This is a genomic window from Nisaea sp., assembly GCF_965216895.1.
In the GTDB taxonomy this organism is placed as follows: Bacteria; Pseudomonadota; Alphaproteobacteria; order Thalassobaculales; family Thalassobaculaceae; genus Nisaea.
This window is the reverse complement of the sequence record NZ_OZ244205.1, coordinates 1,124,946-1,145,343: the sequence shown is the minus strand read 5'-3', so window position 1 is coordinate 1,145,343 and position 20,398 is coordinate 1,124,946. Positions and strand designations below refer to the sequence as shown.

Sequence of the window (20,398 nt, the reverse complement as noted above, 5' to 3'; positions counted from 1 at the left end):
CGGATCACTTTGACTCACGCCACGGCGGCGCTCGGAAAGCGGTAGACCTTTCTGGGGCCGAGAAACAGGATTTCGAATGACGGGCCGAGAAGGGCGCCGATCGCAGGGTCCCGTACGCTGAGGCCGCCGGAGAGCGCCCCGAAGGCGGGCATGATCAGGCAGGAGCCGTTGTGCGCGAAACACCGCCCGTAGAGATGGCGCTGGCGGGTCTTGACCCGCGCCGACGGATGATAGTGGCCGCTGATCTCTCCTGCGCTGCCGGCAATGCTCTCGTGGCGAAAGGTCAGGGCACCGCGGGTCTCCACGGTGCTGCGCCTGCCGGGCAAATCCTCCGGAAGCTTCGGATCATGGTTTCCGGTGATCCAGCACCAGTCCCGGCCGCGGGCAAGGGTGGCGAGCGTCTGCCGGTCGGCATCCGTCATGCGCTCCGGCCCGTCAGTGTCATGAAAACTGTCGCCGAGGCAGATCACGTGCTCCGGCCGGTAGCTTTCGCAGACGCGGGCAAGGCGTCCCAGGGTGTCGGCGGTGTCGTAAGGCGGCAGGGGAATGCCGCGCGCGGCGTAACTTGACGCTTTTTCGAGGTGCAGGTCGGAGACGACGAGCAGCGATTGCTCCGGCCAGAAGAGGATTCCGCTATGGTCGGCGACAAGCGGGACGCCGTTGATGTGGAGGGACTCGCTGTTCATTGCGCTGCTTAGGCGGATCGACGGAACCTGGTCAAGGGCCTTGGCTCTCCGGGTTTGTTTGCGTACCCGAAAATATTTACCTTGCTTTTGCAGGATTTCGTCTTACCTTGTCAGGTACGTTTAGAAGTCGCTGTTAAAAGACTGTTGCCGCCTCAGGGCGTTGGACCAAGTTCTCTTCTCGACATTTTGGGCGTTTTAACTGGCTGGCAGCGTTGTGCAGTCGGCCGATTTCTTATGTCGTGAAAGGAAAAATCATGGCTAATGGTACCGTTAAATGGTTCAACTCCACCAAGGGCTATGGCTTCATTGAGCCGGAAGATGGCTCGAACGATGCGTTCGTGCATATCACCGCACTGGAGCGCTCCGGCATTGCCGGCCTCGATGAAGGTCAGCGCGTCTCTTTCGATCTGGTCCCGGGCCAGAACGGCAAGATGTCTGCCGAAAACCTGAAAATGGTGAGCTGACCGCTCGCTTCAAGACAGGGTCGGGGCGGTCACGGATCGCCCCGATCCGGCTTATGAATATGGACTTTGTTCCGTGCGTTCGGCCGTTTCCGGCCGTGCCGCATTCAGAATTATCAAGGTGACTATGAACTTCGAAACGACCTTTCTGACCAATTACGGACTTCAGAACTACGTCTCTTTTTCCCGCTCCGGCAGCGACAAGATCTTCTCGATCGACGGTAGCGAAAACCCGAAGATGATTGACCATGCGCGCCACCTCATTTCCGAGATGTGCGGCGACTCTCCCAGAATTGTGGTGAACTGAGCCTCAGATCAGATCGGAAGGTGGGCCTGCATGTCGCCGCCAATGGCTTCGGCGACGAGTTCCGCTTCCGCTTCCTCAAGCAACGCGTCCATGGCGCCGCCATGGACATGTTCCTTACCGATTTCCAGCAGGATCGGGACCGCCAGCGGCGAGACCCGGTCTAGGCTGCGGACATCGATCTTTCCCTTCACCTGAACCAGCAGATCGGCCAGCCGGCGGATGTCGGTAAGGCCGCGGGCCGCGTCGGCGCGCGTCGCCTTCAGCAGCACGTGGTCCGGTTCGTGGCTTCTGAGGACGTCGTAGATCAGATCGGCGCTGAAGGTGACCTGGCGGCCTGTCTTCTCGTGTCCCGGCAGCTTGCGCTCGATCAGCCCCGCGATCACCGCGACGTTGCGGAAGGTGCGCTTCAATAGCGTCGAGTCCGCCATCCATTCCTCCAGGTCGTCGCCGAGCATGTCCTGGTCGAACAATGCCTCGACATCCTCGCGGCGCGGCTCCTTCAATCCCCAGACGGCGATCACATAGTCGCTCGCGACAAAGCCGAGCGGATCGAGCCCGGCCCTTTCCATGCGGCGGGTCAGCAGCATGCCGAGGGTCTGGTGCGCGTTGCGTCCTGCAAAGCAGTAGGCGACAAGATAGAACTTGCCGGAGCGGGGGAAGATCTCGACAAGCAGACGGTCGCTCTTCGGCATCACGGAACGCCATTGCTGCATGCGCAGCCAGTCCTCGACCGGCGCGGGCAGGGTCGGCCAGTTCCGGTCGTCCTCCAGCATGCCCCGCACCCGGTCGGAGAGATGCGTGGTGAAGGGCAGGCGCCCGCCCATATAGGCCGGGACCTCCGGCTCTCCGCTGCCGCCCGGACTGACCTCCACAACGGTCTCGCGCACGCCCTCGAAGGTCAGGAGCTGGCCGGCGAAGAGGAAGGTGTCGCCCGGCGTCAGGCCCTGGACGAAATATTCCTCGATCTCGCCGAGAAAGCGTCCGCGCCGCATCCGCACCTTCAGCGTCACCGCTTCGACGATGGTGCCGACATTCATCCGGTAGGCGCGTGCGACTCTTTCGTTGACCACGGTGAGTTGCCCGCCCGGGCTAGGTCTCAGACGACGGAACCGATCATAGGTGCGGAGTGCGTAACCGCCGTCGGTGACGAAGCGCAGCACGGCCTCGAAATCCTCGCGAGCGAGATCGGCATATGGCGCTGCGGTGCGCACTTCGCCGTAGAGCTGGTCCGGATCGAACGGCCCAGCGCAGGCAGTGCCGAGGATATGCTGCGCCAGTACGTCGAGTGCGCCTTCGCTCGGCAGATCCCCGTCCAGCGTCATTTCCCGGACCGCATCGATCGCCGCCTGGCATTCAAGCACTTCGAAACGGTTCGCCGGTATCAGAATGGCGCGGCTCGGCTGGTCGAGCCGGTGGTTGGCACGACCGATGCGCTGCAACAACCGAGAGGAGCCCTTCGGCGCCCCGACCTGGATCACCAGATCGACGGCGGCCCAGTCGATGCCGAGATCGAGCGAGGAGGTGGCGACCACAGCCCGGAGCCCGCCCCTCGCCATGACCGCCTCGACCTTGCGCCGCTGCTCCGCCGAGAGCGACCCGTGGTGCAGGGCGATCGGCAGGTTCTGCTCGTTCACCCGCCAGAGCGCCTGGAACAGGATCTCGGCCTGCGCTCTGGTGTTGACGAAAACCAGCGTGGTCTCGGCACATGTGATCTGTTCGTAGATGTCCTCGACAGCGTAAGTGCCCATATGGCCGGACCAGGGGAAATGCCCGCGGCCGATCATGATCTTCACGTCCGCCGCTACCGCGCCGCCGCCGGTGATCCGCGCGACATCGCCCTGTGCGGCGCGGCCGGTGGGTGACAGATAGGCTTCCAGGGACTCCGGATAGGCGACGGTGGCTGAGAGGCCGACACGCCGCGCGCCCGGCGCCAGACGGGCAAGCCGTGCGAGCCCGAGGGACAGAAGCTCGCCGCGCTTGTTCGGCGCCAGGGCGTGCAATTCGTCGACGACGATTGTACGAAGCTCTCCAAAGAATTTCGGTGCGTCGGTATAGGAGAGCAGGAGAGCGAGGCTCTCGGGCGTGGTCAGCAGGATGTTTGGTGGCGTGCTGCGCTGGCGCTGCTTCTTCGATTGCGGCGTATCGCCAGTACGTGTCTCGGCCGTGACCGCCAGACCCATCTCCTCGATCGGCAGCAACAGGTTGCGGTGGATATCGACCGCGAGTGCCTTGAGCGGCGAGATATAGAGCGTGTGCAGTCCTTCATAGGGGACTTCGGCGAGTTCGATGAGGCTTGGCAGAAAACCGGCGAGTGTCTTGCCGCCGCCGGTTGGCGCAATCAGGAGCGCGTGCCTGTGGTCCCGCCCCGCCTTCAGCATGTCCAGCTGGTGAGAATGCGGCCACCAGCCTTTATCCTCGAACCAGTCGCGGAATTTCTCGGGCAGGACCGGTCGGTCTGTCGGGGAGTTCTGGGCCACGTCCGGCATGTCGCAAAGGTGGCGGGCGTCGAGGCGCGTGGCAAGGGACTAATCTGCGGAGCCCGCCAGGCCGGCAGCGGCCCATTCGGTGGCTGCGTCGCGATCACGGAAGCAATGGAATTGCTGGCCGATAAACAGGAATCCCAGAGCCCGGTTTACGATCTGTGTGATCCAGTAGTTCTCGGTCAGGACCGCAACGCGTCTATGCGGATTGCGATCTTGCGCAAATTCTTTCCATTCCTTCGCGATCTGCTGCAGGGCTCCCCAGGTCCAGTTTCCCGTCGCCCCGTCCTCAAGCACATCCACGACGGAGTTGAACCAGACAACTTCCGGATGTTCTTTCCAGATCCGGGGGATGTATTTCAGAAGGTCGTAATCGGAAACGCCGCCCCGCAACTCGATGAACAGCAGTTTCCGGTCAGGGTCGACGGACCACAGGACATTCTTCGACTCCCGTTGCGGGAACTTGTCATGCTCTATCGTCGGCATGGTTTCTCCGCAAAATGCTTAGGTCGCGCCGGTATACCAGGCCGGGTGACGCTTTTCAGCGAAGCTTTTCAGGCCCTCGGCGGCTTCGTCCGACTGCCGCTTCGCCGCATGCTGTGCCACCAGTTCCTCGAAATAATCGTCGGAGAGCGTGATGTTGGCATGGTCGAGAACGACCTGCTTGGTTTCGGTCATGGCGATCGGTGCCGAAAGCAGGAGCTGGTCGATCACCGGCCCGGCGGCCGCGTCGAGTCCGTTTTTCGGGCAGACCTCGTGGACGAGCCCCATTTCCGCTGCCTTTGCCGCCCCGAAACGTTCGCAGGTGAGGGCGTAGCGCCGCACGTTGCGCGGGCCCATCGCGGCGTTCAGGTGCGGGACGATGATGCCCGCCATCACGCCCCAGCGCGCCTCGGTGATGGCGAAGATCGCATCCTCGCTGGCGATCACGATGTCGCAGGCCGCGACGATGCCGACCCCGCCGCCGAAACATCCGCCATGGACCAGCGCGACGGTCGGTTTCGGAAAGTCGTTGAGGCCGCAGACCGCCGAGGCCGTACGGCGCGATACAGCGACATTCTCTTCCGGCGAGAGCGCGCCGATCTCGTTCAGCCAGCGCAGGTCCGCGCCGGCCTGGAAATGCTTTCCGTTGCCGCGCAGGACAACCACACGGACGGACTGGTCGACGGCACAATCGCTGAACGCATCGATCAGTCCCTGGATGACGTCGCCGTTATAGGCATTGTTCACCTCCGGCCGGTTGATGGTGACGGTGGCAACGCCGCGCGGATCTTTGGAGAGCAGGACGACGGGTTCGGACATGAGAGGCAACCTTCAGGAAGACTTTGAAGCGAGGCAGCCTAAGTATCTTGGTGCAAAAGGGGAATAGGCAGCGTGCAGCACCGGGGGAGATATCCGCGCGTCGCCAAGTTGGGATCGCACCGACTGTCGATCAACCATCCGCATTGCTGCGGCGCAAAACCAAAGAGGCCGGGTATCGCCTTGCGGTGATACCCGTGTCGTCTTGGGGAAGCCAGGAAGGCGAAATAAGGTCAGGCGGCCTGGTTTGGGACGTGCTTCAGCTCGCCGAGCGGGTCGGCCTCGTCTCCGTGGCGGGAGAGTCCGTCGATCATCTCCCGCGCGGCGCCGACCTGCAGGATCGACCATTTGCGCTGGATATCCGAGAAGTAGATGCGCGGGCGTTTGGTCTGTTCGCTCGTCATGTTCAGCTCCGACGTTGATGTCTTGTTTCCAGTCGCTGGATAAGAGATCGGTCTGGAAAGCAACAATGATAATGTTGCAATGCAGCATTGTATTGATGCTGTTTTGTGCCTAATGAGGGGTTTTGACGGGGGTTAATCCTCTGAATGTGACGTAAGTCAGGCTGGAGTCTCCGACCCCGGTCGGTTAAGTTCCGGCAGCTTGAAAATCCGAAACCCCGAGGCCTTCCTTGAACAGTTCCGACATCAAGTCCCGCATCAAGATGATCCTCGATGCGGAAGCCGCCGCGATCAACGCGATCCGGGTCGACGAGACCTATGAAGAGGCCCTTGATATTCTGCAGAACACGCCCGGCAAGATCATCACGACGGGCATGGGAAAGGCGGGATTCATCGCGCACAAGTTCGCTGCGATCCTGAGTTCGACCGCGTCGCCGGCCTTTTTCATCCATCCGAGCGAGGCGGCGCACGGGGATCTCGGCATGGTCGCTCCGGGGGATTGCATTGTCGCTTTCTCGACCAGCGGCAAGACGCGTGAGGTTCTGGAATTTATCGAACTCAGCCGCCACGTGGATGCGGGCAAGGTCATCGGCATCACCTCGCATCCCGACAGCGGGCTGCGCGCGCGCGCGGACGTGATCATCGACATGGGGGTGATCAAGGAACCGTGTCCGCTCGGTCTGACCCCGTCGGCCAGCATGGCGGTGATGGCGGCGGTGAGCGACGCGCTGGCACTGGTGCTGATGGAGCGCAAGGGCGTGACGCGGCACGAATATGGACTTCGCCATCACGGCGGCTATCTCGGTAAGCAGGCACGAACGGACAATATCGAGTAGGAATGATGAGAGCCGCACGCAGGGCAAGCTGGATCAGGGTCCGACCGGAGGGTCTGCTTGTCGAGCCGGGTGGCTTCTATGTCGATCCGACCCGTGCGGTCGAGCGCGCAATCATCACTCACGGACATGCGGATCATGCGCGGCCCGGCCATGGCGCGGTTGCGGCGACGCCTGCGACCCTCGCCATCATGCGGACGCGCTATGGTGAGACGCCGTTCGGTAGCGGTCAGCCGCTCCCCTTTGGCGAGACCATCTCGATCAATGGTGTGACGGTCCGGCTGGTTCCCGCCGGCCACGTGCTCGGCAGCGCGCAGGTGGTGCTCGAATACAAGGGCGAGCGTGTCGTCATCTCCGGCGACTACAAACGCCGGGCCGACCGGACCTGCGATGCCTTCGAGCCGGTTCCCTGCGATGTTTTCGTCACAGAGGCGACCTTCGGCCTGCCGGTTTTCCGCCATCCGCCGGACGAGGACGAGATCGCGACGCTGATGCATTCGCGGCGCCTGTTTCCGGAGCGCTGCCACGTCATCGGCACTTACGCGCTTGGCAAGGCGCAGCGCCTGATCTCGCTCATCCGGGCGGCGGGGTATGACAAGCCGCTCTATCTTCACGGCGCCCTGATTCCGATCTGCGAGCTCTACCAGGCGCATGGCGTGGATCTCGGCGAATTGCTGCCCGCGACGGCGGGAGAGAAGGGCAAGCCGCGTGCGGATCTCTCCGGAGAAATCGTGTTGGCGCCGCCATCGGCCATCGCCGACCGCTGGGCGCGCCGGCTGCCGGACCCGGTCGTCGCCATGGCCTCCGGCTGGATGCGGGTGAAACAGCGCGCCAAACAGGGCGGTGTCGAGCTTCCGCTGGTGATCTCGGATCACGCTGACTGGGACGAGTTACTGCAGACCCTCGACGACGTCGGTGCACCGGAAGTCTGGGTCACGCACGGGCGCGAGGAAGCACTGGTCCATGCCGCACGGATGAAGGGTATGGAAGCGCAGGCGCTCAGGCTGCTCGGCTACGAGGAGGAGGGCTGATGCTGCGCTTCGCCCATCTGCTCGACCGGTTGCTCTACGCCCCTCAGCGCAATTCCAAGCTGAAACTGATGGCGGATTACTTCCGCACTGCGCCGGATCCCGACCGGGGAATCGCGCTCGCGGCGCTCGCCGGCGCGCTCGATGTGAAGAGCGCCAAGCCGGCGATGATTCGGGCGCTTGTCATGCAGCGCGTCGATCCGGAACTGTTCGGCTGGTCCTACGACTTTGTCGGCGACCTCGCGGAAACCGCGGCGCTGATCTGGCCGGAACGCCCGTCCAACCGGGCGGCGCCCTCCCCCGGCGATATACCGGCAAAACTCGACGGGCTGAGCGCGGCAGCAGCCTCGGAGGTGATCGAGAGCTGGCTCGACACGCTGGATGCGACGGGGCGCTGGGCGTTGCTGAAGCTCGCGACCGGCGGGATGCGGGTTGGCGTCTCCGCCCGCCTTGCCAAGACGGCGCTCGCCGAGGCCTTCGGCCGCGAGGTCGACGAGATCGAGGAGATCTGGCACGGGCTGGAGCCGCCCTATGGCGAGCTCTTCGACTGGCTCGAGGGCAAGGCGGAGCAACCGGACATGAGCCGGCGCGCCGTGTTCCGGCCGCTGATGCTGGCGAACCCGCTGGAAGAGGACGATCTCGCCCGTCTTGATCTTTCTGAATATGTCGCGGAATGGAAGTGGGACGGCATCAGGGTGCAGATCGCGTCGCGTGGCGGCGAGGTCAGGCTCTATACCCGCACCGGCGACGATATCTCTAGGGCGTTTCCGGACATTGTCGATTTCGTTGCCTTCGAGGGCGTGCTGGATGGCGAGCTGCTGGTGCTGCGCGACGGCGAGGTGGCGCCTTTCAACAATCTGCAGCAGCGCCTCAACCGCAAACGCGTGACGCGAAAGATGCTGCAGGAGCATCCGGCGCATATCCGGCTCTACGACATTCTCTTCGACGGCGACGAGGACCTTCGCCCGTTGCCGTTCACCGAACGCCGGGTCCGCCTGGAGCGCTTCCATGAGCGCGAGCAGCCGCAGCGGACGGATCTCTCGGAGATTGTCCCGTTCGCAGATTTGGCCGCGCTGGAGTCCCTGCGCGAGGCCTGTCGGGACGATCAGCTCGAAGGGCTGATGCTGAAGCGTCAGGACAGTCCCTACCTCGCGGGCCGCCCGAAGGGACCCTGGTTCAAGTGGAAGCGCGACGCGCTTACCCTCGACACCGTCGTGATGTATGCCCAGCGCGGACACGGCAAGCGGTCTTCCTTCTATTCCGACTTTACTTTCGGCGCCTGGCGGGACGGGGAAGGAGGACCGGAACTCGTGCCGGTCGGGAAGGCCTATTCCGGCTTCACCGACGAGGAGCTGAAGCGGCTCGACAAGTGGGTGCGGGACCACACCGTACAGCGCTACGGGCCCGTACGCGAGGTCACGCCGGGGCTGGTCGTCGAGGTGGCCTTCGACAGCGTGCATCGCTCCTCACGGCACAAGAGCGGCGTCGCCATGCGCTTCCCGCGGTTTCACCGCATCCGCTGGGACAAGCCGGTCGAGGAGGCCGACAGGCTGGAGAGCCTGGAGCGGCTTATTCTCTGAACACGGCCTTCGCAGCACTCTTTCATCGCAAGCCATTTCTTGATAAAGACGGATAACCTATTGGAATCCGATATGAACGATCGTGCCGCAGACCGAATTCTCTTTCAGCTAAAGACCCGGGGCCCGCAAACCATCGGCGATCTCGGCGCGCATTTCTCCATGACCGGGGAGGCCGCGCGCCAGCATCTCGCCAAACTGGCGGAGGCCGGACTTGTGACGCCCGAGGACAGACGCCAGGGGCGCGGCCGGCCGAAGCGCTACTGGGTCCTGACCGAGGAGGGGCATGCGCGGTTTCCGGACAGCCACGCCCAGCTCACCGTCGATCTCCTGCAGTCGGTCCGTGTGCTTTTCGGTGAGGCGGGGCTTGAGCGCCTGATCGAAAAGCGGGAAGCGGAAAACCTCGCGGCCTACCGGGCCGAGACCGGCAAGGCCCGGACGCTGAAACAGAAACTCGATGCGCTGGTAGGTCTCCGCGACCGCGAGGGTTATATGGCCGAATGCGCGGAGACGGACGAAGGCGGATTTCTCCTGATCGAAAACCATTGCCCGGTCTGCGCCGCGGCGACGGAGTGCCAGGGGCTCTGCCGCTCCGAACTGAATTTGTTTCAAGACGTTCTGGGGCCCGATTGCGTGGTTGAGCGGACCGATCACATTCTTTCGGGAGCGCGGCGCTGCGCCTATCGGATCACCCCCAAATGAACCGCATCAAACGGCACAAGGTTTCTGCGCTGGTCGGCCTGCGCAGGCGGGTTCCCATCGGCATTGGCCACAACCAGGGGCCTCCGCTTAGCAATGCATGGCACAAGACACAATGGAAGAAGGCGAGCGCCAGGGCATGGGAAACGCCTGACCGCCTGATTCTGCAGCGCCGCATCAAGCGGGCGAAGGAGCTCGGCATGACCTACCGAGAATACGTGCTCGAGATCCTCGAGCGCGGGAAGCATCTCTGACGCCGGTGGGAACAGCCGCAGGATCGACAGGTCAGGCAGACTTCAGTTGATTCGGCTGAGCAGTTCCTTTGCGCCGACCGTGATCTGTTCCGGGTGGCCCGACGCGTCGACCAGGACATAGGCGGAATGCCCGCTGGTGAAGAGCGCGACGGATCGTCCCTGATAGTCGAAGGCGGTCAGAGAGGTGTCGTTTCCGTTCACGTCTCGTGCGATGGCGAAAAGCAGAACGCGTCCGAATTGCTGCGTGTCGAGATCGATCGCGATGCCGGGGCGTTCCGGCGACGAAACCACCTGGACGTCGCGCACGGTCCAGCCTGCGGGCAGGGCCGGCAGCTGGATGCCGAGCGCGCCGACGATTTCCGCCGTGTTGAGTTCCGTGCTCTCGGGCTGTGAGACCATCCAGTGCCGGAGATCCAGCGCGGCCTGAGCGTCGAGGGCCGCGTCCACGAGCGGGTGGGCATTTGCCGTTCCGAAATTCTGCAGCGCCAGGTTGGTTGCCCATCCTGCGGCGAAAATGAACAGGGACGCAGCAATCGGGGCGAACCGTCGCAGGGCATGCCGCCCCTGCAGGCGCTCTTCGAGGCGCCGCGCCGCGGTGACGATCGGCGCTGGCGGCGGGGTGTCTGGCTCGGAAAGAGCCAATCTCAGCCCCTCGATGTCGCGGGCATCGGAAAGCACCTGTGCGGCGCGCTCCGGGTTATCTGCGAGATGGTCGGCGACGAGATAGGCGCGCTCGGCGTCGAGTCGTCCCTGCAGCAGGGCGAGGAGGTCGGATTCGATGTCGCTCGGCGTATCAGTCTGCTTTTTCATGGCGTCCTCCAACGACCCTGAAGGTGCGCGTTATGGCGCCCTTGGGGCCGGATTCCTCGTATTTCCTCAATGCTTTCCGGGCGCGTCCCACGCGCGACATGACGGTTCCAGTCGGCACGCCGAGGACCTTGGCCGCCTCGGCCAGTTCGAGTCCTTCCACAGCCACGAGATGGAGCGCTTCTCGCTGTTCGTGGACAAGTGAGAAGAACGCTTCCCTGATCTGGCCGAGACGGGCTGCGTTCTCGCCGCTCGGCGGACTGAAGCCCGGATGCATTTCGACCCAGGCGCGTTCCCTCGCTTCAGTTGCCCGTGCGCTGCGACGATCGTCGATGAAAATGTTGTGCAGGATCGACATCAGCCAGACACGTACATCTGAACCCGTCCGGAAGGTGGCACTGCGCTCGTGCGCCCGCAGCAAGGTCGACTGTACGAGATCGTCCGCCGCCGAGGCGTCCCGGGTCAGCACTCGGGCGTAACGTCTGAGAACGTCGATCTGCCCGACGATGTCGACTTTGTCAGCAAACATGCCCGCGCCTCCGTCCATCCCGCATGTTCATGCCTAGGCCCTCGCAATGTCCGCTTCCTTCGCGCCGCCGCCGGACGCGGCCTTATCCAGACCGATGAATCTGGCATTCTGCTGCCGGATTCGTGCCGCCGCGTCATCATAGACGAAAGGCAGGAAAGCGTAGCGCCGTCCGTGCGTCACCTTGCTGACCTTGTGCAAGAGCGAGCAGGAGAACACGACGGCCCCGCCGGGCGGTGCCTTGAAGGAGCGCGGTCCGTATTCCGGAAAGCTCACTTCGCCGCCGTCGAAATCGTCATTGAGATTGATCGATACCGCGAAACGACGGTGAGCCGTCCCTTTCGACAGGTTGTCCCGGTGCGCCGAGAAATGCCCTCCGTCTTCCGCCGCGTAGCAGGCAACGATATAGCGCTCCATCCGCGTGACCTTGAATTGATGGACCTTGGAGATCTCGGGAATCACCCGACGCATGAACCGCATCTGCAATTCCCGGATCAGGGTGTCGTCCGTCAGGGTGACGTCCTTGCGTCGCTTGAAGCCGGAATCAAGCACGCCGATCGTCCGGCCATCGATCTCGCGCATGAAGCCGCTCTCCTCGCCTCCATCTGCTTCGTAGGTCTCGATTAGATGACGGCAGAGTTCGGGTTCGAAGACTCGCGGGAGGTAGAGGACCGGCGCCATCAGTTCGACTCCGGCGAAGCGTTGCGGCGGGGTCAATCCCTCAACGAGCGAGATGGCCTCGGAAATGTCGCTCTGGTCCTCTCGGAATGGGACGACGGAGATCACCCGCATGGTCGGGTCGATGACGATCCACTGGGGCATCAGCGCGTCGAGGGCGTCTGCCCGGTTTGTCGTTTGCGGCAGGGTTCCGTAGAGCTTCGAAGCCGTGAGGTCAAAGTCGTAGAAATGCCTGTGACCGGGGTTCCGGTGGATGAGGCGGGCCTCGCTCTCGTCGCTCGGGTCGATGCTTACGCCGAAGAAACTCGCATGCTTGTCATCGAACAGGCCGGGGCGGGAATAGGCCGCCTTGCAGGCGGCTTGCGCATGGGGTTCGGCGGCAGAGCCGAAAAAACATAGCACGATGTAACGCCCGCCCACGCTGTCGAGCGCGAACTTCGCGTGTTTGACGGTTCTTTGCGAGAAGCCCGGTGCGGGATCTCCTGGCAACGTGCGGGTCAGGCTTTCGGATAACAGGGGAAAGGACATTTTTCTTCGCATCCAGACTCAACTGAATCGGATACGGAGCCGCCGCCGGATATCATCCGTAAAAAAGTTGCGGCGAATAGAAAATTTTGCCGTGAAGGGGGGCGCCCGATTTTTGCGGGCGTTTCCCTATCACGTTCAGCGTCCGCCGCCGTTCCGCGTGAGGCTGAAGTTCTCGTCGACATAGGCGAGCAGTTCAGCGACCGACTCGTTGACCGTCTTGTCGGACGTGTCGACCGTCAGCTCCGGCGTCACCGGCTCTTCGTAGGGGGCTGACACGCCGGTGAAGTCCTTGATCTCACCAGAACGGGCTTTCTTGTAGAGCCCCTTCGGGTCGCGGCCTTCGCAGGTCGCGACGTCGGCGGCGACATAGACCTCGTGGAACAGGTCCGGGGCGATCGAGCGGGCCCGGTCCCGGTCGGCGCGGTAGGGCGAGATGAAGGCGGTCAGTACGAGGACGCCGGCGCTGGCGAACAGCTTCGCGACCTCGCCGACGCGGCGGATGTTCTCCGCCCGGTCTTCCGGCGCGAATCCGAGATCGGAGGAGAGGCCGAAACGGATGTTGTCGCCGTCCAGCACATAGACCTGGTAGCCTTTGGCGAAGAGTTGCTGCTCCGCCTCGATGGCGAGCGTGGACTTGCCGGCGCCGGAGAGTCCGGTCAGCCAGAGGATGCCCCCCTCGTGCCCGTTGGCGCGGGCGCGCAATTCGGGGGTGACCCTATGCTCGACGGCGGTGATGTTGGTCGAACGAACGTCGCCGCGCGCGCGCTGGTCCGGATAGCCTTCCATGTAGATGATGCCGCCGCCGACCGTGTCGTATTCATCGACCAGAACGAAGCGGCCGGTCTTCGGGTTCTCGGCGAACTCGTCGAGCGCGAGCATCGCGCGGGCCCGCAGGGTAACCTCGCCGATACCATTGCGCTCCAGCTTGTCGCCGGTGCTCGAGGTCAGGTTCTCCACATCGATCACGGTCTCGATCGACTGCACTTCGACGGTCTGCTCGTTGGTTGCGAGTTTCAGCTTGTAGCGCTTGCCGACTTCGAGCGGCGTCTTGCCAAGCCAGAAGATCCGCGCCCGGAAGACGTTGCTCTCGATCGGCGGGTTGGCTTCGTGGCTGATCACTTGACCGCGCTCGATGAAGAGCTGCTCGCTGAGGGTGATGCCGACGGACTGGCCGGCGGAGGCACCGACGGCCGGCCTCTTGGTGTTCCAGGTTTCGATGCTCCGGACCGTGACGGTCTTGTTCGACGGCGAGATCAGGATCCGGTCGCCGGTATGGATGCGGCCGCTCTCGATCCGGCCCGCGATGATGCGGCGGTCATCGAACTTGTAGACGTCCTGCACGGGCAGGCGCAGTGGCCGGTCGGTCGGCAGTACGGGCGGGCTGAAATTGTCCAGTACCTCGACCAGGTCGCGTCCCTCGTACCAGGGCATCCGGTCCGGGCGCATGGTCAAACCCTGGCCCTCGCGGGCGGAGACCGGAACGATGGCGGCGGCCTCGAGACCGAGCTCGGAGAGGTATTTGCGGATTTCGCCCGTCAGTTCCTGATAGCGCTCCTCGCGATAGTCCACGAGATCCATCTTGTTGATCACGACGGCGACCTGGCGGAGGCCCAGCAGATGCAGGATATAGCCGTGCCTGCGCGATTGTTCCTGCATCCCTTCCTTGGCATCTATGACCAGCAGCGCGGCATCGGACAGCGCGGCGCCGGAGACCATGTTCTTCAGGAACTCCTTGTGACCCGGCGCGTCGATGATGACGTAATTGCGCTTGTCGGTATTGAAGAAGATCTGCGTCGTGTCGATGGTGATGCCCTGGTCGCGTTCGGCCTGCAGGGCGTCGAGCACGAAGGCCCATTCCACCGGCATGCCGCGGCGCTCGGACATCTTGATGACGGCCTCGGCCTTGCCGTCCGGCAGTGATCCGGTGTCGTGCAGAAGGCGGCCGATCAGGGTCGACTTGCCGTGGTCGACATGGCCGACAACGACGAGTTTCAGGGCAGGGATTTCGGAGGAAAGGTGCATCGATATCTCTCGAGAGCGGTTCTGACGGGGCCGCGAATTACATGTATCCCGCGGTGCGGAGCCGTTCGAAGGCGTCCTCCGCCTCATGGTCCATGGCCCGGCCGCTGCGTTCGGCGATGGTCGTCGCCTCGAGCTCGGCGATGATCTCCTCGATTGTGCTCGCCTCGCTCTCGATCGGGTGGGTGATGTCCTGGTCGCCGAGGGAGCGGTAGCGTTTGCCACCCTTGGAGAAATAGAGATCGACGATCGGAATGTTCTCACGCTGGATGTAGCGCCAGATGTCGAGTTCGGTCCAATGCAGGATCGGGTGGATGCGAATATGGGTGCCCGGGGCGAAGTCGGTCTTGAACTGGTCCCAGAACTCCGGCGGCTGGTCGCGGAAATCCCATTCCGCGTTCTCGCCGCGCGGGCTGAAGACGCGTTCCTTAGCGCGCGTCGCTTCCTCGTCGCGACGGATGCCGGCGATCACTGCCTGCATGTCCTGTTCGGCGATCAGCCGCTTCAGGGCCTCGGTCTTGCGCGCCGCAGAGCGCGTGGCCGGCGGCAGCGTCGGATCGATCTCCTCGATCGGCGGGCACTCGCGCACGATAAGGTTCACGCCCCACTCGGCGGCGTATTTCTTCTGGAAGGCGTACATCTCGGGAAATTTCTTGCCGGTGTCGCAGAACATCAGCGGGAAGGGGACATGGCCGAGGAATGCCTTGCGGGCAAGCCAGACCATGACGTTCGAGTCCTTGCCAAGCGACCAGAGCATGCCCATGCGGTCGAACTTGTTAAAAGCCTCGCGCAGAATGTAGACACTCTGTGCTTCCAGCGCGTCGAGATGATCCATCGGGCCGGGGTTTCCGTTGCAATTCCAAGTGGAGCGCGGTTTCTAGGCTCCATATGGCGACTTGTCAAAAGCGCAAAAGGGTCGTGGGAACGATTTGCACGTTCCTGTCACGCTTTCGCGGTTTGCTGCGAAAGCATGATCTTGCCGCACGTCGGAACCGGCACGCATTGTTCCGCCTTTGCCGGAATTAGTCAGTGAAATAGGCGGCGTCTGCGAGGGACGGGCGGCCCGGGGCGAGATCGGCGGGCTCGAGGCCCTGAGAAGCGACCTCCTCCGGCAAAGCCGCGCCACGCGCGAGGGCGGCCGAAGTGATGCCCATGCCGGCAGAAGTCTGGATGCCGTAACCGCCCTGGCCGGCGAGCCAGAAGAAACCCTCGAGCCCGGGCTCGAAGCCGACCACGGGCGTCTTGTCCGAAACGAAGGAGCGCAGGCCCGCCCAACGGCTGTGAAACCGGCCGACTCTCAGTGTCGTCGCGTTCTCGATCCGGTCGACCGCGATTGCGAGATCCAGGTCCTCCGGCTGCGCGTCGGTCGGCAGGGACGGTGTCTCGTCCGCCGGAGAGCCCAGGAAGCGTCCCGCTTCTGGTTTGACGTACCAGTCCTCGTTCACGTTCACGACAGCGGGCAAGCGGTCGGGGTCGAGTCCTTCGGGCGGGTCGAAGGTGAAAGCGGTGCGGCGCTTCGGGATCAGGCCGATCGGTTTCGCGCCCGCCATCTTGCCGATTTCGTCGGCCCAGGCCCCGGCGGCGTTGATGACGACCGGTGCGGTAAAGGTGCCCGCACGTGTCTCGACAATCCAGCCATCGCCGCCGCGGGTCATGCCACCGACATCGGCGTCGGTGACGAGCCTGCCTCCCTTGTCGCGCATGCCCCGGATGAAGCCCCAATGGAGGGCATGGACGTCCATATCCATGTCGTTCGGATCGTAGAGGCCGCGTACGGTCTTTTCGGGGTCTATCGCGGGGAAGAGATCGAGTAGGCGCTGGCCCTCGACGATCTCCAGTCCCGTCGTCGTCTCAGCCAGTTCCGCCCGGACCGCGTCCAAGGCGTCGAGCTGGTCCGTCTCGGCGATGGTCAGCGAGCCGCGCGGAGTCAGGATCGGGGCATCAGAAAAGCCTTTCGGCGGATTGAGGAAGAACGGTTTCCCTGCACGGTTGAGCGCGCGGATCGCGGCGTTGCCATAGCTCTCGATATAGAGCGCGGCGGAGCGCCCGGTCGTGTGGTAGCCGGGCTGCTCCTCGCGCTCCAGCAGCACGACGGAGCCGTGCTGGGCGAGGAAAAAGGCGCAGGAGGCACCCGCCATCCCGGCCCCGATGATAAGGTAATCCGCGCGCTGAGTCGTGTCGGTCATGATTCTGGTATTCCGAAGGTGGGATCCGGACCTTACGCCCATGCGACGGAGTGGCTCAAGGGGCAATGGTTCCGAGTGGCCCGCGCATATGTTCCGCGAGGGGCGTTGACAGGACACGGTTCGACGCAGTCCGATCGCGAAGGACCGACAGGGATCAAAAAGGGGACAGAAAGATGGGTGCGGCTGCCTACGATATCGTACTTGCGGGCGGAGAGGTCATCGACGGAACCGGCGGGCCGCGCAGGCGCGCCGATGTTGGCCTCAAGGACGAAAGGATCGTCGCGGTCGGTGATCTTGCCAGCGCCGAGGCCGGAAAGAGGATCGATGTCAGCAATCGCATAGTGGCGCCCGGTTTCATCGACGTTCACACCCATGACGACCGGATGCTGCTCTCGCAGCCCGATTTCGACGCCAAGGTGAGCCAGGGGGTCACCACGGTGGTGGTCGGCAACTGCGGCATCAGCCTCGCGCCGCTGGAGCTCGACATCGCGCCGCCGCCCCCGCTCGACCTGATCGGCGATCCCGACTGGTACAAGTTCCGGACTTTCGACAGCTTTCTTTCCGCGGTCGAGCAGGCACCCGCCTCGGTGAACGCGGCCTTCCTGGTCGGCCATTCGACGCTCCGCGTCGGCACTTTGGAGCGGCTTGATCGGGGGGCGACTTCGGGTGAGATCAAGCAAATGCGGGGGCTGCTGGAGGAAGCGCTGGATTCCGGTGCAGTCGGATTCTCGACCGGGCTGTTCTACGCCCCGTCTCATAAGGCGCCGACCGAAGAGGTGATCGAGTTGTCGCGCAGCCTGAAGGCCTTCGGCGCGCGCTATGTAACGCATATGCGGAACGAGTCCGACGAGATCATGGACTCACTGGAGGAGACCTTCACGATCGGCCGTGAAGCGGACTGTCCGGTAATCGTCTCGCACCACAAGGTGCAGGGGAAACACAATTTCGGCCGCAGCTGCGAGACCCTCGCCTGTTTCGAGAAACACATGCACGATCAGGAAATCGGCCTCGATATCTATCCCTATTGCGCGTCCTCGACGGTTCTGAAACCGGATTCCATCGCGCTCTCGGAGCGGGTGAAGATCACCTGGTCGAAAGCCCGTCCGGACCTCGCCGGGCGCGATCTAGCCGATATCGCGAAGGAATTCGGCTGCGATCTCTACGAGGCGGCGGAACAATTGCAGCCCGCCGGTGCGATCTATTTCTCGATGAGCGAGGAGGACGTGCAGCGGATCCTCAAGTTCGAACACGCAATGATCGGTTCCGACGGTTTGCCGCATGACGAGTTTCCGCATCCGCGGCTCTGGGGCACGTTCCCACGTGTGCTCGGTCACTATTGCCGCGATCTTGAGCTCTTTCCGCTGGAAGAGGCGGTGCGGCGCATGACCGGCCTCTCGGCGCAGAAATTCGGCCTGAAGGGGCGCGGCACGGTCGCCGAAGGAAACTATGCGGACCTTTGCGTGTTCGACGAGAGGACTGTGATCGATCGGGCGGACTTTGACCAGCCGACAGCTCCTGCTGGCGGGATCGAGAGCGTCTTCGTCAACGGACGGATGGTATGGGGCGGCGGCGCCCATACCGGTGCGCGGCCGGGCAGGGCGCTCAGGCGCGGTGCGACGCTTGCGGCCTGATGCAGAGGCTCTAGCGAATGTAGTGCGCCTGCAGACTCTCGGTGATGGCGACGACCTGATCGTCCGTCAGTCTCTCGAACTGGACATGGACTCCGTTGTCCGTTTGCCGGACGACCCGTGCGGTCACGTTGCCGGCTTCCGGAATGTTGATCGCGATCTCGCTGTTCGGCTCGACCGGCAGGTCGGCCACGATATAGGCGCCGCCGATCGAAAGGTCCTGGATCGCACAATCCACATCCTTGCCGTCGATCCTGAAAATCGAGATGTCGCTGCGGGGTTCCCGAAGGTCCCGCCGCCGGTCTCCCGCCCGGGGCAAGTCGACAAAGAGCCGGAGCGTTGCGATGTCGTGCAGAATGTCCGCCATCTCAGCCGCAAGCCTGTCGTCGGTAACCGTCGCAAGGACGCGCTCGACACTCAATTGCAAGCTGGCAAGCCCTTCGGAAACGGGCTTTGACTGCTCGGGACGCGGGCCTGAACGTGCTGTCACAGTGCACCTCACCGACATTTATCGGATTCCAGCAAGACTATTGCTGAAGTCAGGCTGTCTGTACAGTTCACCGGTTGAGATGCGTCAATCGGGAATTGGCATTTTGAACGGGCAAAGTGCTTCGTACGCGGCACTGGCCGCAAGAACTTTATCTTCGCGGTACTTGGCTCCCACAATCTGAAGCCCCGCGGGCAGGCCCGCAGCGGTGAACCCGCAAGGTACCGAGGCCGCCGGCTGCTGCGTCAGGTTGAATGCGTAGGAGAACGGCGTCCATTCCGTCCAGCGCCGCATGCCCGAACCCGGCGGGACCTCGAGGCCGGCGTCGAAGGCCGCCGTCGGCATGGCGGGTGTCAGTAGCAGGTCGTGGCTGTCCAGGAGCTGGTTCATGTCGTACCCGAGCTTCTCCCGCCTCCGGATCGCGTCTTGATAATCCGGGAGCGTAATCTCGAGGCCCTCTAGACAGACCTCTGCGAGCCCCGGGTCGAGGAGCTCGCGTTGCGCCGGGGTGAGCGCCCGGTATACGTTCGCGGCACCTGTGAACCAGTGCGCCCTGAAGGTCTCCGCCGAAGAGGCGAGGTCGAGCTCTACCTGTTCGACGTGAGCACCGAGTTCGGTGAAACGGCGCACCGCGGCGGCGACGAGGCCGGCGATTTCGGGATCGACCCTTGCGAACCCGAGGTCCGGGCTGAAGGCGATCCGCATGCCCCGGACCGACATTGTGGAGAAGCGGCGGAAATCGCTCCCATCGTCGGGTGCGGTGTACCAGTCAGCCACGTGCGGTCCGCTCATCACGGACAACATCAGCGCGGCGTCGGCGACGGTCCGGGTCATCGGGCCGACATGGGACACGGTTCCCATCGCGCTGGCCGGATATTGCGGGACACGGCCGAAGGTCGGCTTGATGCCGTAGATGCCGGTATAGGCCGCCGGAATGCGGATCGAGCCGCCGCCATCCGTGCCCTGGTTGAGGGCACCCATGCCTGTCGCGGTGCAGGCAGCTGCGCCGCCCGAGGAGCCGCCGGGGGTCTTTTCCGGGTTCCATGGGTTGCGGGTGATGCCGGTCAGGGGGCTGTCGGTGACACCTTTCCAGCCGATTTCCGGTGTTGCGGTTTTGCCGAGGAAGATCGCGCCATGCTCCCGAAGCCGCGCGACGAAAGGCGCATCCTCGGGCGCCGTGTAGCCCGAATCGGTGGTTTTCGAGCCGCGCCGGGTCGGCAGTCCCTTCACGTCCGCCAGATCCTTGATCGTGGTTGGAACGCCATCCACGAGACCTGCGGGGCGCCCGTTGCGCCAGCGCGCCTCGGAGTCTTTCGCCGCTTTGCGGGCGCCATCCGCGTCGATATGGACGAAGGCATTGAGTTGCGGATTGTGGCGTTCAATGGCGGCCAGCGCCGCTTCCGTTGCCTCGACAGGCGACAGGGTTCCGGCCGCATAGGCCCGGATCAAATCGGTCGCGCTCATCATCGCGATTTCACGGCTCATCTCTTGCGCTCCAGTAAAAGCCGGGTCAC

At 63.5% G+C, this 20,398-nt stretch carries 21 protein-coding genes; 8 read left to right on the top strand and 13 right to left on the bottom strand.

All coding sequences use genetic code 11. From position 1 onward, the window contains the following. Positions 1-14: 14 nt before the first annotated feature. On the bottom strand, positions 15-686 hold the full coding sequence (pdeM, locus tag ACOOE1_RS05500; RefSeq protein WP_420405333.1) for a ligase-associated DNA damage response endonuclease PdeM: 672 nt from the start codon (positions 684-686) through the stop codon (positions 15-17). A gap of 254 nt (positions 687-940) precedes the next feature. On the opposite strand from pdeM, the gene ACOOE1_RS05495 reads away from it, so the two are divergent. Both ACOOE1_RS05495 and ACOOE1_RS05490 read left to right on the top strand, forming a co-directional pair. Then, positions 941-1,150: a cold-shock protein gene (locus ACOOE1_RS05495; protein ID WP_420405332.1), complete on the top strand. Its 210-nt coding sequence runs from the start codon at positions 941-943 to the stop codon at positions 1,148-1,150. A 124-nt stretch (positions 1,151-1,274) separates the two neighbouring features. After that, positions 1,275-1,454 (top strand): hypothetical protein, encoded by a 180-nt coding sequence (locus ACOOE1_RS05490; RefSeq protein WP_420405331.1) that lies wholly within the window; start codon positions 1,275-1,277, stop codon positions 1,452-1,454. 8 nt (positions 1,455-1,462) lie between these two features. Here the strand turns inward: ACOOE1_RS05490 and ACOOE1_RS05485 are convergent, their stop codons facing one another. The 4 genes from ACOOE1_RS05485 to ACOOE1_RS05470 form a co-directional block, all read right to left on the bottom strand. Next, on the bottom strand, positions 1,463-3,940 hold the full coding sequence (locus tag ACOOE1_RS05485; RefSeq protein WP_420405330.1) for a ligase-associated DNA damage response DEXH box helicase: 2,478 nt from the start codon (positions 3,938-3,940) through the stop codon (positions 1,463-1,465). Positions 3,941-3,979: 39 nt separating this feature from the next. Beyond that, complete coding sequence (locus tag ACOOE1_RS05480) at positions 3,980-4,420, bottom strand: STAS/SEC14 domain-containing protein (RefSeq protein ID WP_420405329.1); 441 nt, start codon at positions 4,418-4,420, stop codon at positions 3,980-3,982. Positions 4,421-4,438: 18 nt separating this feature from the next. Continuing rightward, positions 4,439-5,236, bottom strand: coding sequence for an enoyl-CoA hydratase-related protein (locus ACOOE1_RS05475; RefSeq protein WP_420405328.1), 798 nt, complete (start codon positions 5,234-5,236; stop codon positions 4,439-4,441). Between the two features lie 230 nt (positions 5,237-5,466). Continuing rightward, a complete protein-coding gene (locus tag ACOOE1_RS05470) occupies positions 5,467-5,637 on the bottom strand; it encodes a hypothetical protein (protein WP_420405327.1) in 171 nt (56 codons plus the stop codon). Between the two features lie 227 nt (positions 5,638-5,864). On the opposite strand from ACOOE1_RS05470, the gene ACOOE1_RS05465 reads away from it, so the two are divergent. From ACOOE1_RS05465 to ACOOE1_RS05445, 5 genes are all read left to right on the top strand, one after another. Then, entirely contained in the window at positions 5,865-6,470 is a 606-nt protein-coding gene (locus ACOOE1_RS05465; RefSeq protein WP_420405326.1) for an SIS domain-containing protein, read from the top strand. Positions 6,471-6,472: 2 nt separating this feature from the next. Beyond that, positions 6,473-7,498: a ligase-associated DNA damage response exonuclease gene (locus ACOOE1_RS05460; RefSeq protein WP_420405325.1), complete on the top strand. Its 1,026-nt coding sequence runs from the start codon at positions 6,473-6,475 to the stop codon at positions 7,496-7,498. Further along, positions 7,498-9,075: a cisplatin damage response ATP-dependent DNA ligase gene (locus ACOOE1_RS05455; protein ID WP_420405324.1), complete on the top strand. Its 1,578-nt coding sequence runs from the start codon at positions 7,498-7,500 to the stop codon at positions 9,073-9,075. Before ACOOE1_RS05460 ends, ACOOE1_RS05455 begins: the two co-directional genes overlap by 1 nt. A gap of 72 nt (positions 9,076-9,147) precedes the next feature. After that, the gene (locus tag ACOOE1_RS05450; protein WP_420405323.1) at positions 9,148-9,774 is read left to right on the top strand and encodes a helix-turn-helix transcriptional regulator; all 627 of its coding nucleotides are present in this window, start codon (positions 9,148-9,150) and stop codon (positions 9,772-9,774) included. After that, complete coding sequence (locus ACOOE1_RS05445; RefSeq protein ID WP_420405322.1) at positions 9,771-10,025, top strand: hypothetical protein; 255 nt, start codon at positions 9,771-9,773, stop codon at positions 10,023-10,025. Before ACOOE1_RS05450 ends, ACOOE1_RS05445 begins: the two co-directional genes overlap by 4 nt. A 42-nt stretch (positions 10,026-10,067) precedes the next feature. Here the strand turns inward: ACOOE1_RS05445 and ACOOE1_RS05440 are convergent, their stop codons facing one another. The 6 genes from ACOOE1_RS05440 to ACOOE1_RS05415 all read right to left on the bottom strand — a co-directional run bounded on the left by ACOOE1_RS05440 (position 10,068) and on the right by ACOOE1_RS05415 (position 16,769). Continuing rightward, positions 10,068-10,835, bottom strand: coding sequence for an anti-sigma factor family protein (locus ACOOE1_RS05440; RefSeq protein WP_420405321.1), 768 nt, complete (start codon positions 10,833-10,835; stop codon positions 10,068-10,070). After that, on the bottom strand, positions 10,819-11,361 hold the full coding sequence (locus ACOOE1_RS05435) for a sigma-70 family RNA polymerase sigma factor (protein ID WP_420405320.1): 543 nt from the start codon (positions 11,359-11,361) through the stop codon (positions 10,819-10,821). Before ACOOE1_RS05435 ends, ACOOE1_RS05440 begins: the two co-directional genes overlap by 17 nt. A 33-nt stretch (positions 11,362-11,394) precedes the next feature. Further along, positions 11,395-12,564, bottom strand: a complete 1,170-nt coding sequence (locus ACOOE1_RS05430; protein ID WP_420405319.1) for a 2OG-Fe(II) oxygenase — start codon at positions 12,562-12,564, stop codon at positions 11,395-11,397. A gap of 135 nt (positions 12,565-12,699) precedes the next feature. After that, a complete protein-coding gene (cysC, locus tag ACOOE1_RS05425) occupies positions 12,700-14,586 on the bottom strand; it encodes an adenylyl-sulfate kinase (RefSeq protein WP_420405318.1) in 1,887 nt (628 codons plus the stop codon). A gap of 37 nt (positions 14,587-14,623) precedes the next feature. Further along, positions 14,624-15,418 (bottom strand): sulfate adenylyltransferase subunit CysD, encoded by a 795-nt coding sequence (gene cysD, locus ACOOE1_RS05420; protein WP_420405317.1) that lies wholly within the window; start codon positions 15,416-15,418, stop codon positions 14,624-14,626. A 187-nt stretch (positions 15,419-15,605) separates the two neighbouring features. Then, positions 15,606-16,769, bottom strand: a complete 1,164-nt coding sequence (locus ACOOE1_RS05415; RefSeq protein ID WP_420405316.1) for an NAD(P)/FAD-dependent oxidoreductase — start codon at positions 16,767-16,769, stop codon at positions 15,606-15,608. Positions 16,770-16,942: 173 nt separating this feature from the next. On the opposite strand from ACOOE1_RS05415, the gene ACOOE1_RS05410 reads away from it, so the two are divergent. Next, the gene (locus tag ACOOE1_RS05410) at positions 16,943-18,400 is read left to right on the top strand and encodes an N-acyl-D-amino-acid deacylase family protein (RefSeq protein WP_420405315.1); all 1,458 of its coding nucleotides are present in this window, start codon (positions 16,943-16,945) and stop codon (positions 18,398-18,400) included. Between the two features lie 10 nt (positions 18,401-18,410). Here the strand turns inward: ACOOE1_RS05410 and ACOOE1_RS05405 are convergent, their stop codons facing one another. Together ACOOE1_RS05405 and ACOOE1_RS05400 are read right to left on the bottom strand one after the other, a co-directional pair. Further along, positions 18,411-18,887 (bottom strand): PilZ domain-containing protein, encoded by a 477-nt coding sequence (locus ACOOE1_RS05405; RefSeq protein WP_420405314.1) that lies wholly within the window; start codon positions 18,885-18,887, stop codon positions 18,411-18,413. Between the two features lie 84 nt (positions 18,888-18,971). Continuing rightward, positions 18,972-20,369 carry an amidase gene (locus ACOOE1_RS05400; protein WP_420405313.1) on the bottom strand — a complete coding sequence of 466 codons (1,398 nt, stop codon included), beginning with the start codon at positions 20,367-20,369 and terminating at the stop codon, positions 18,972-18,974. Positions 20,370-20,398 lie beyond the last annotated feature (29 nt).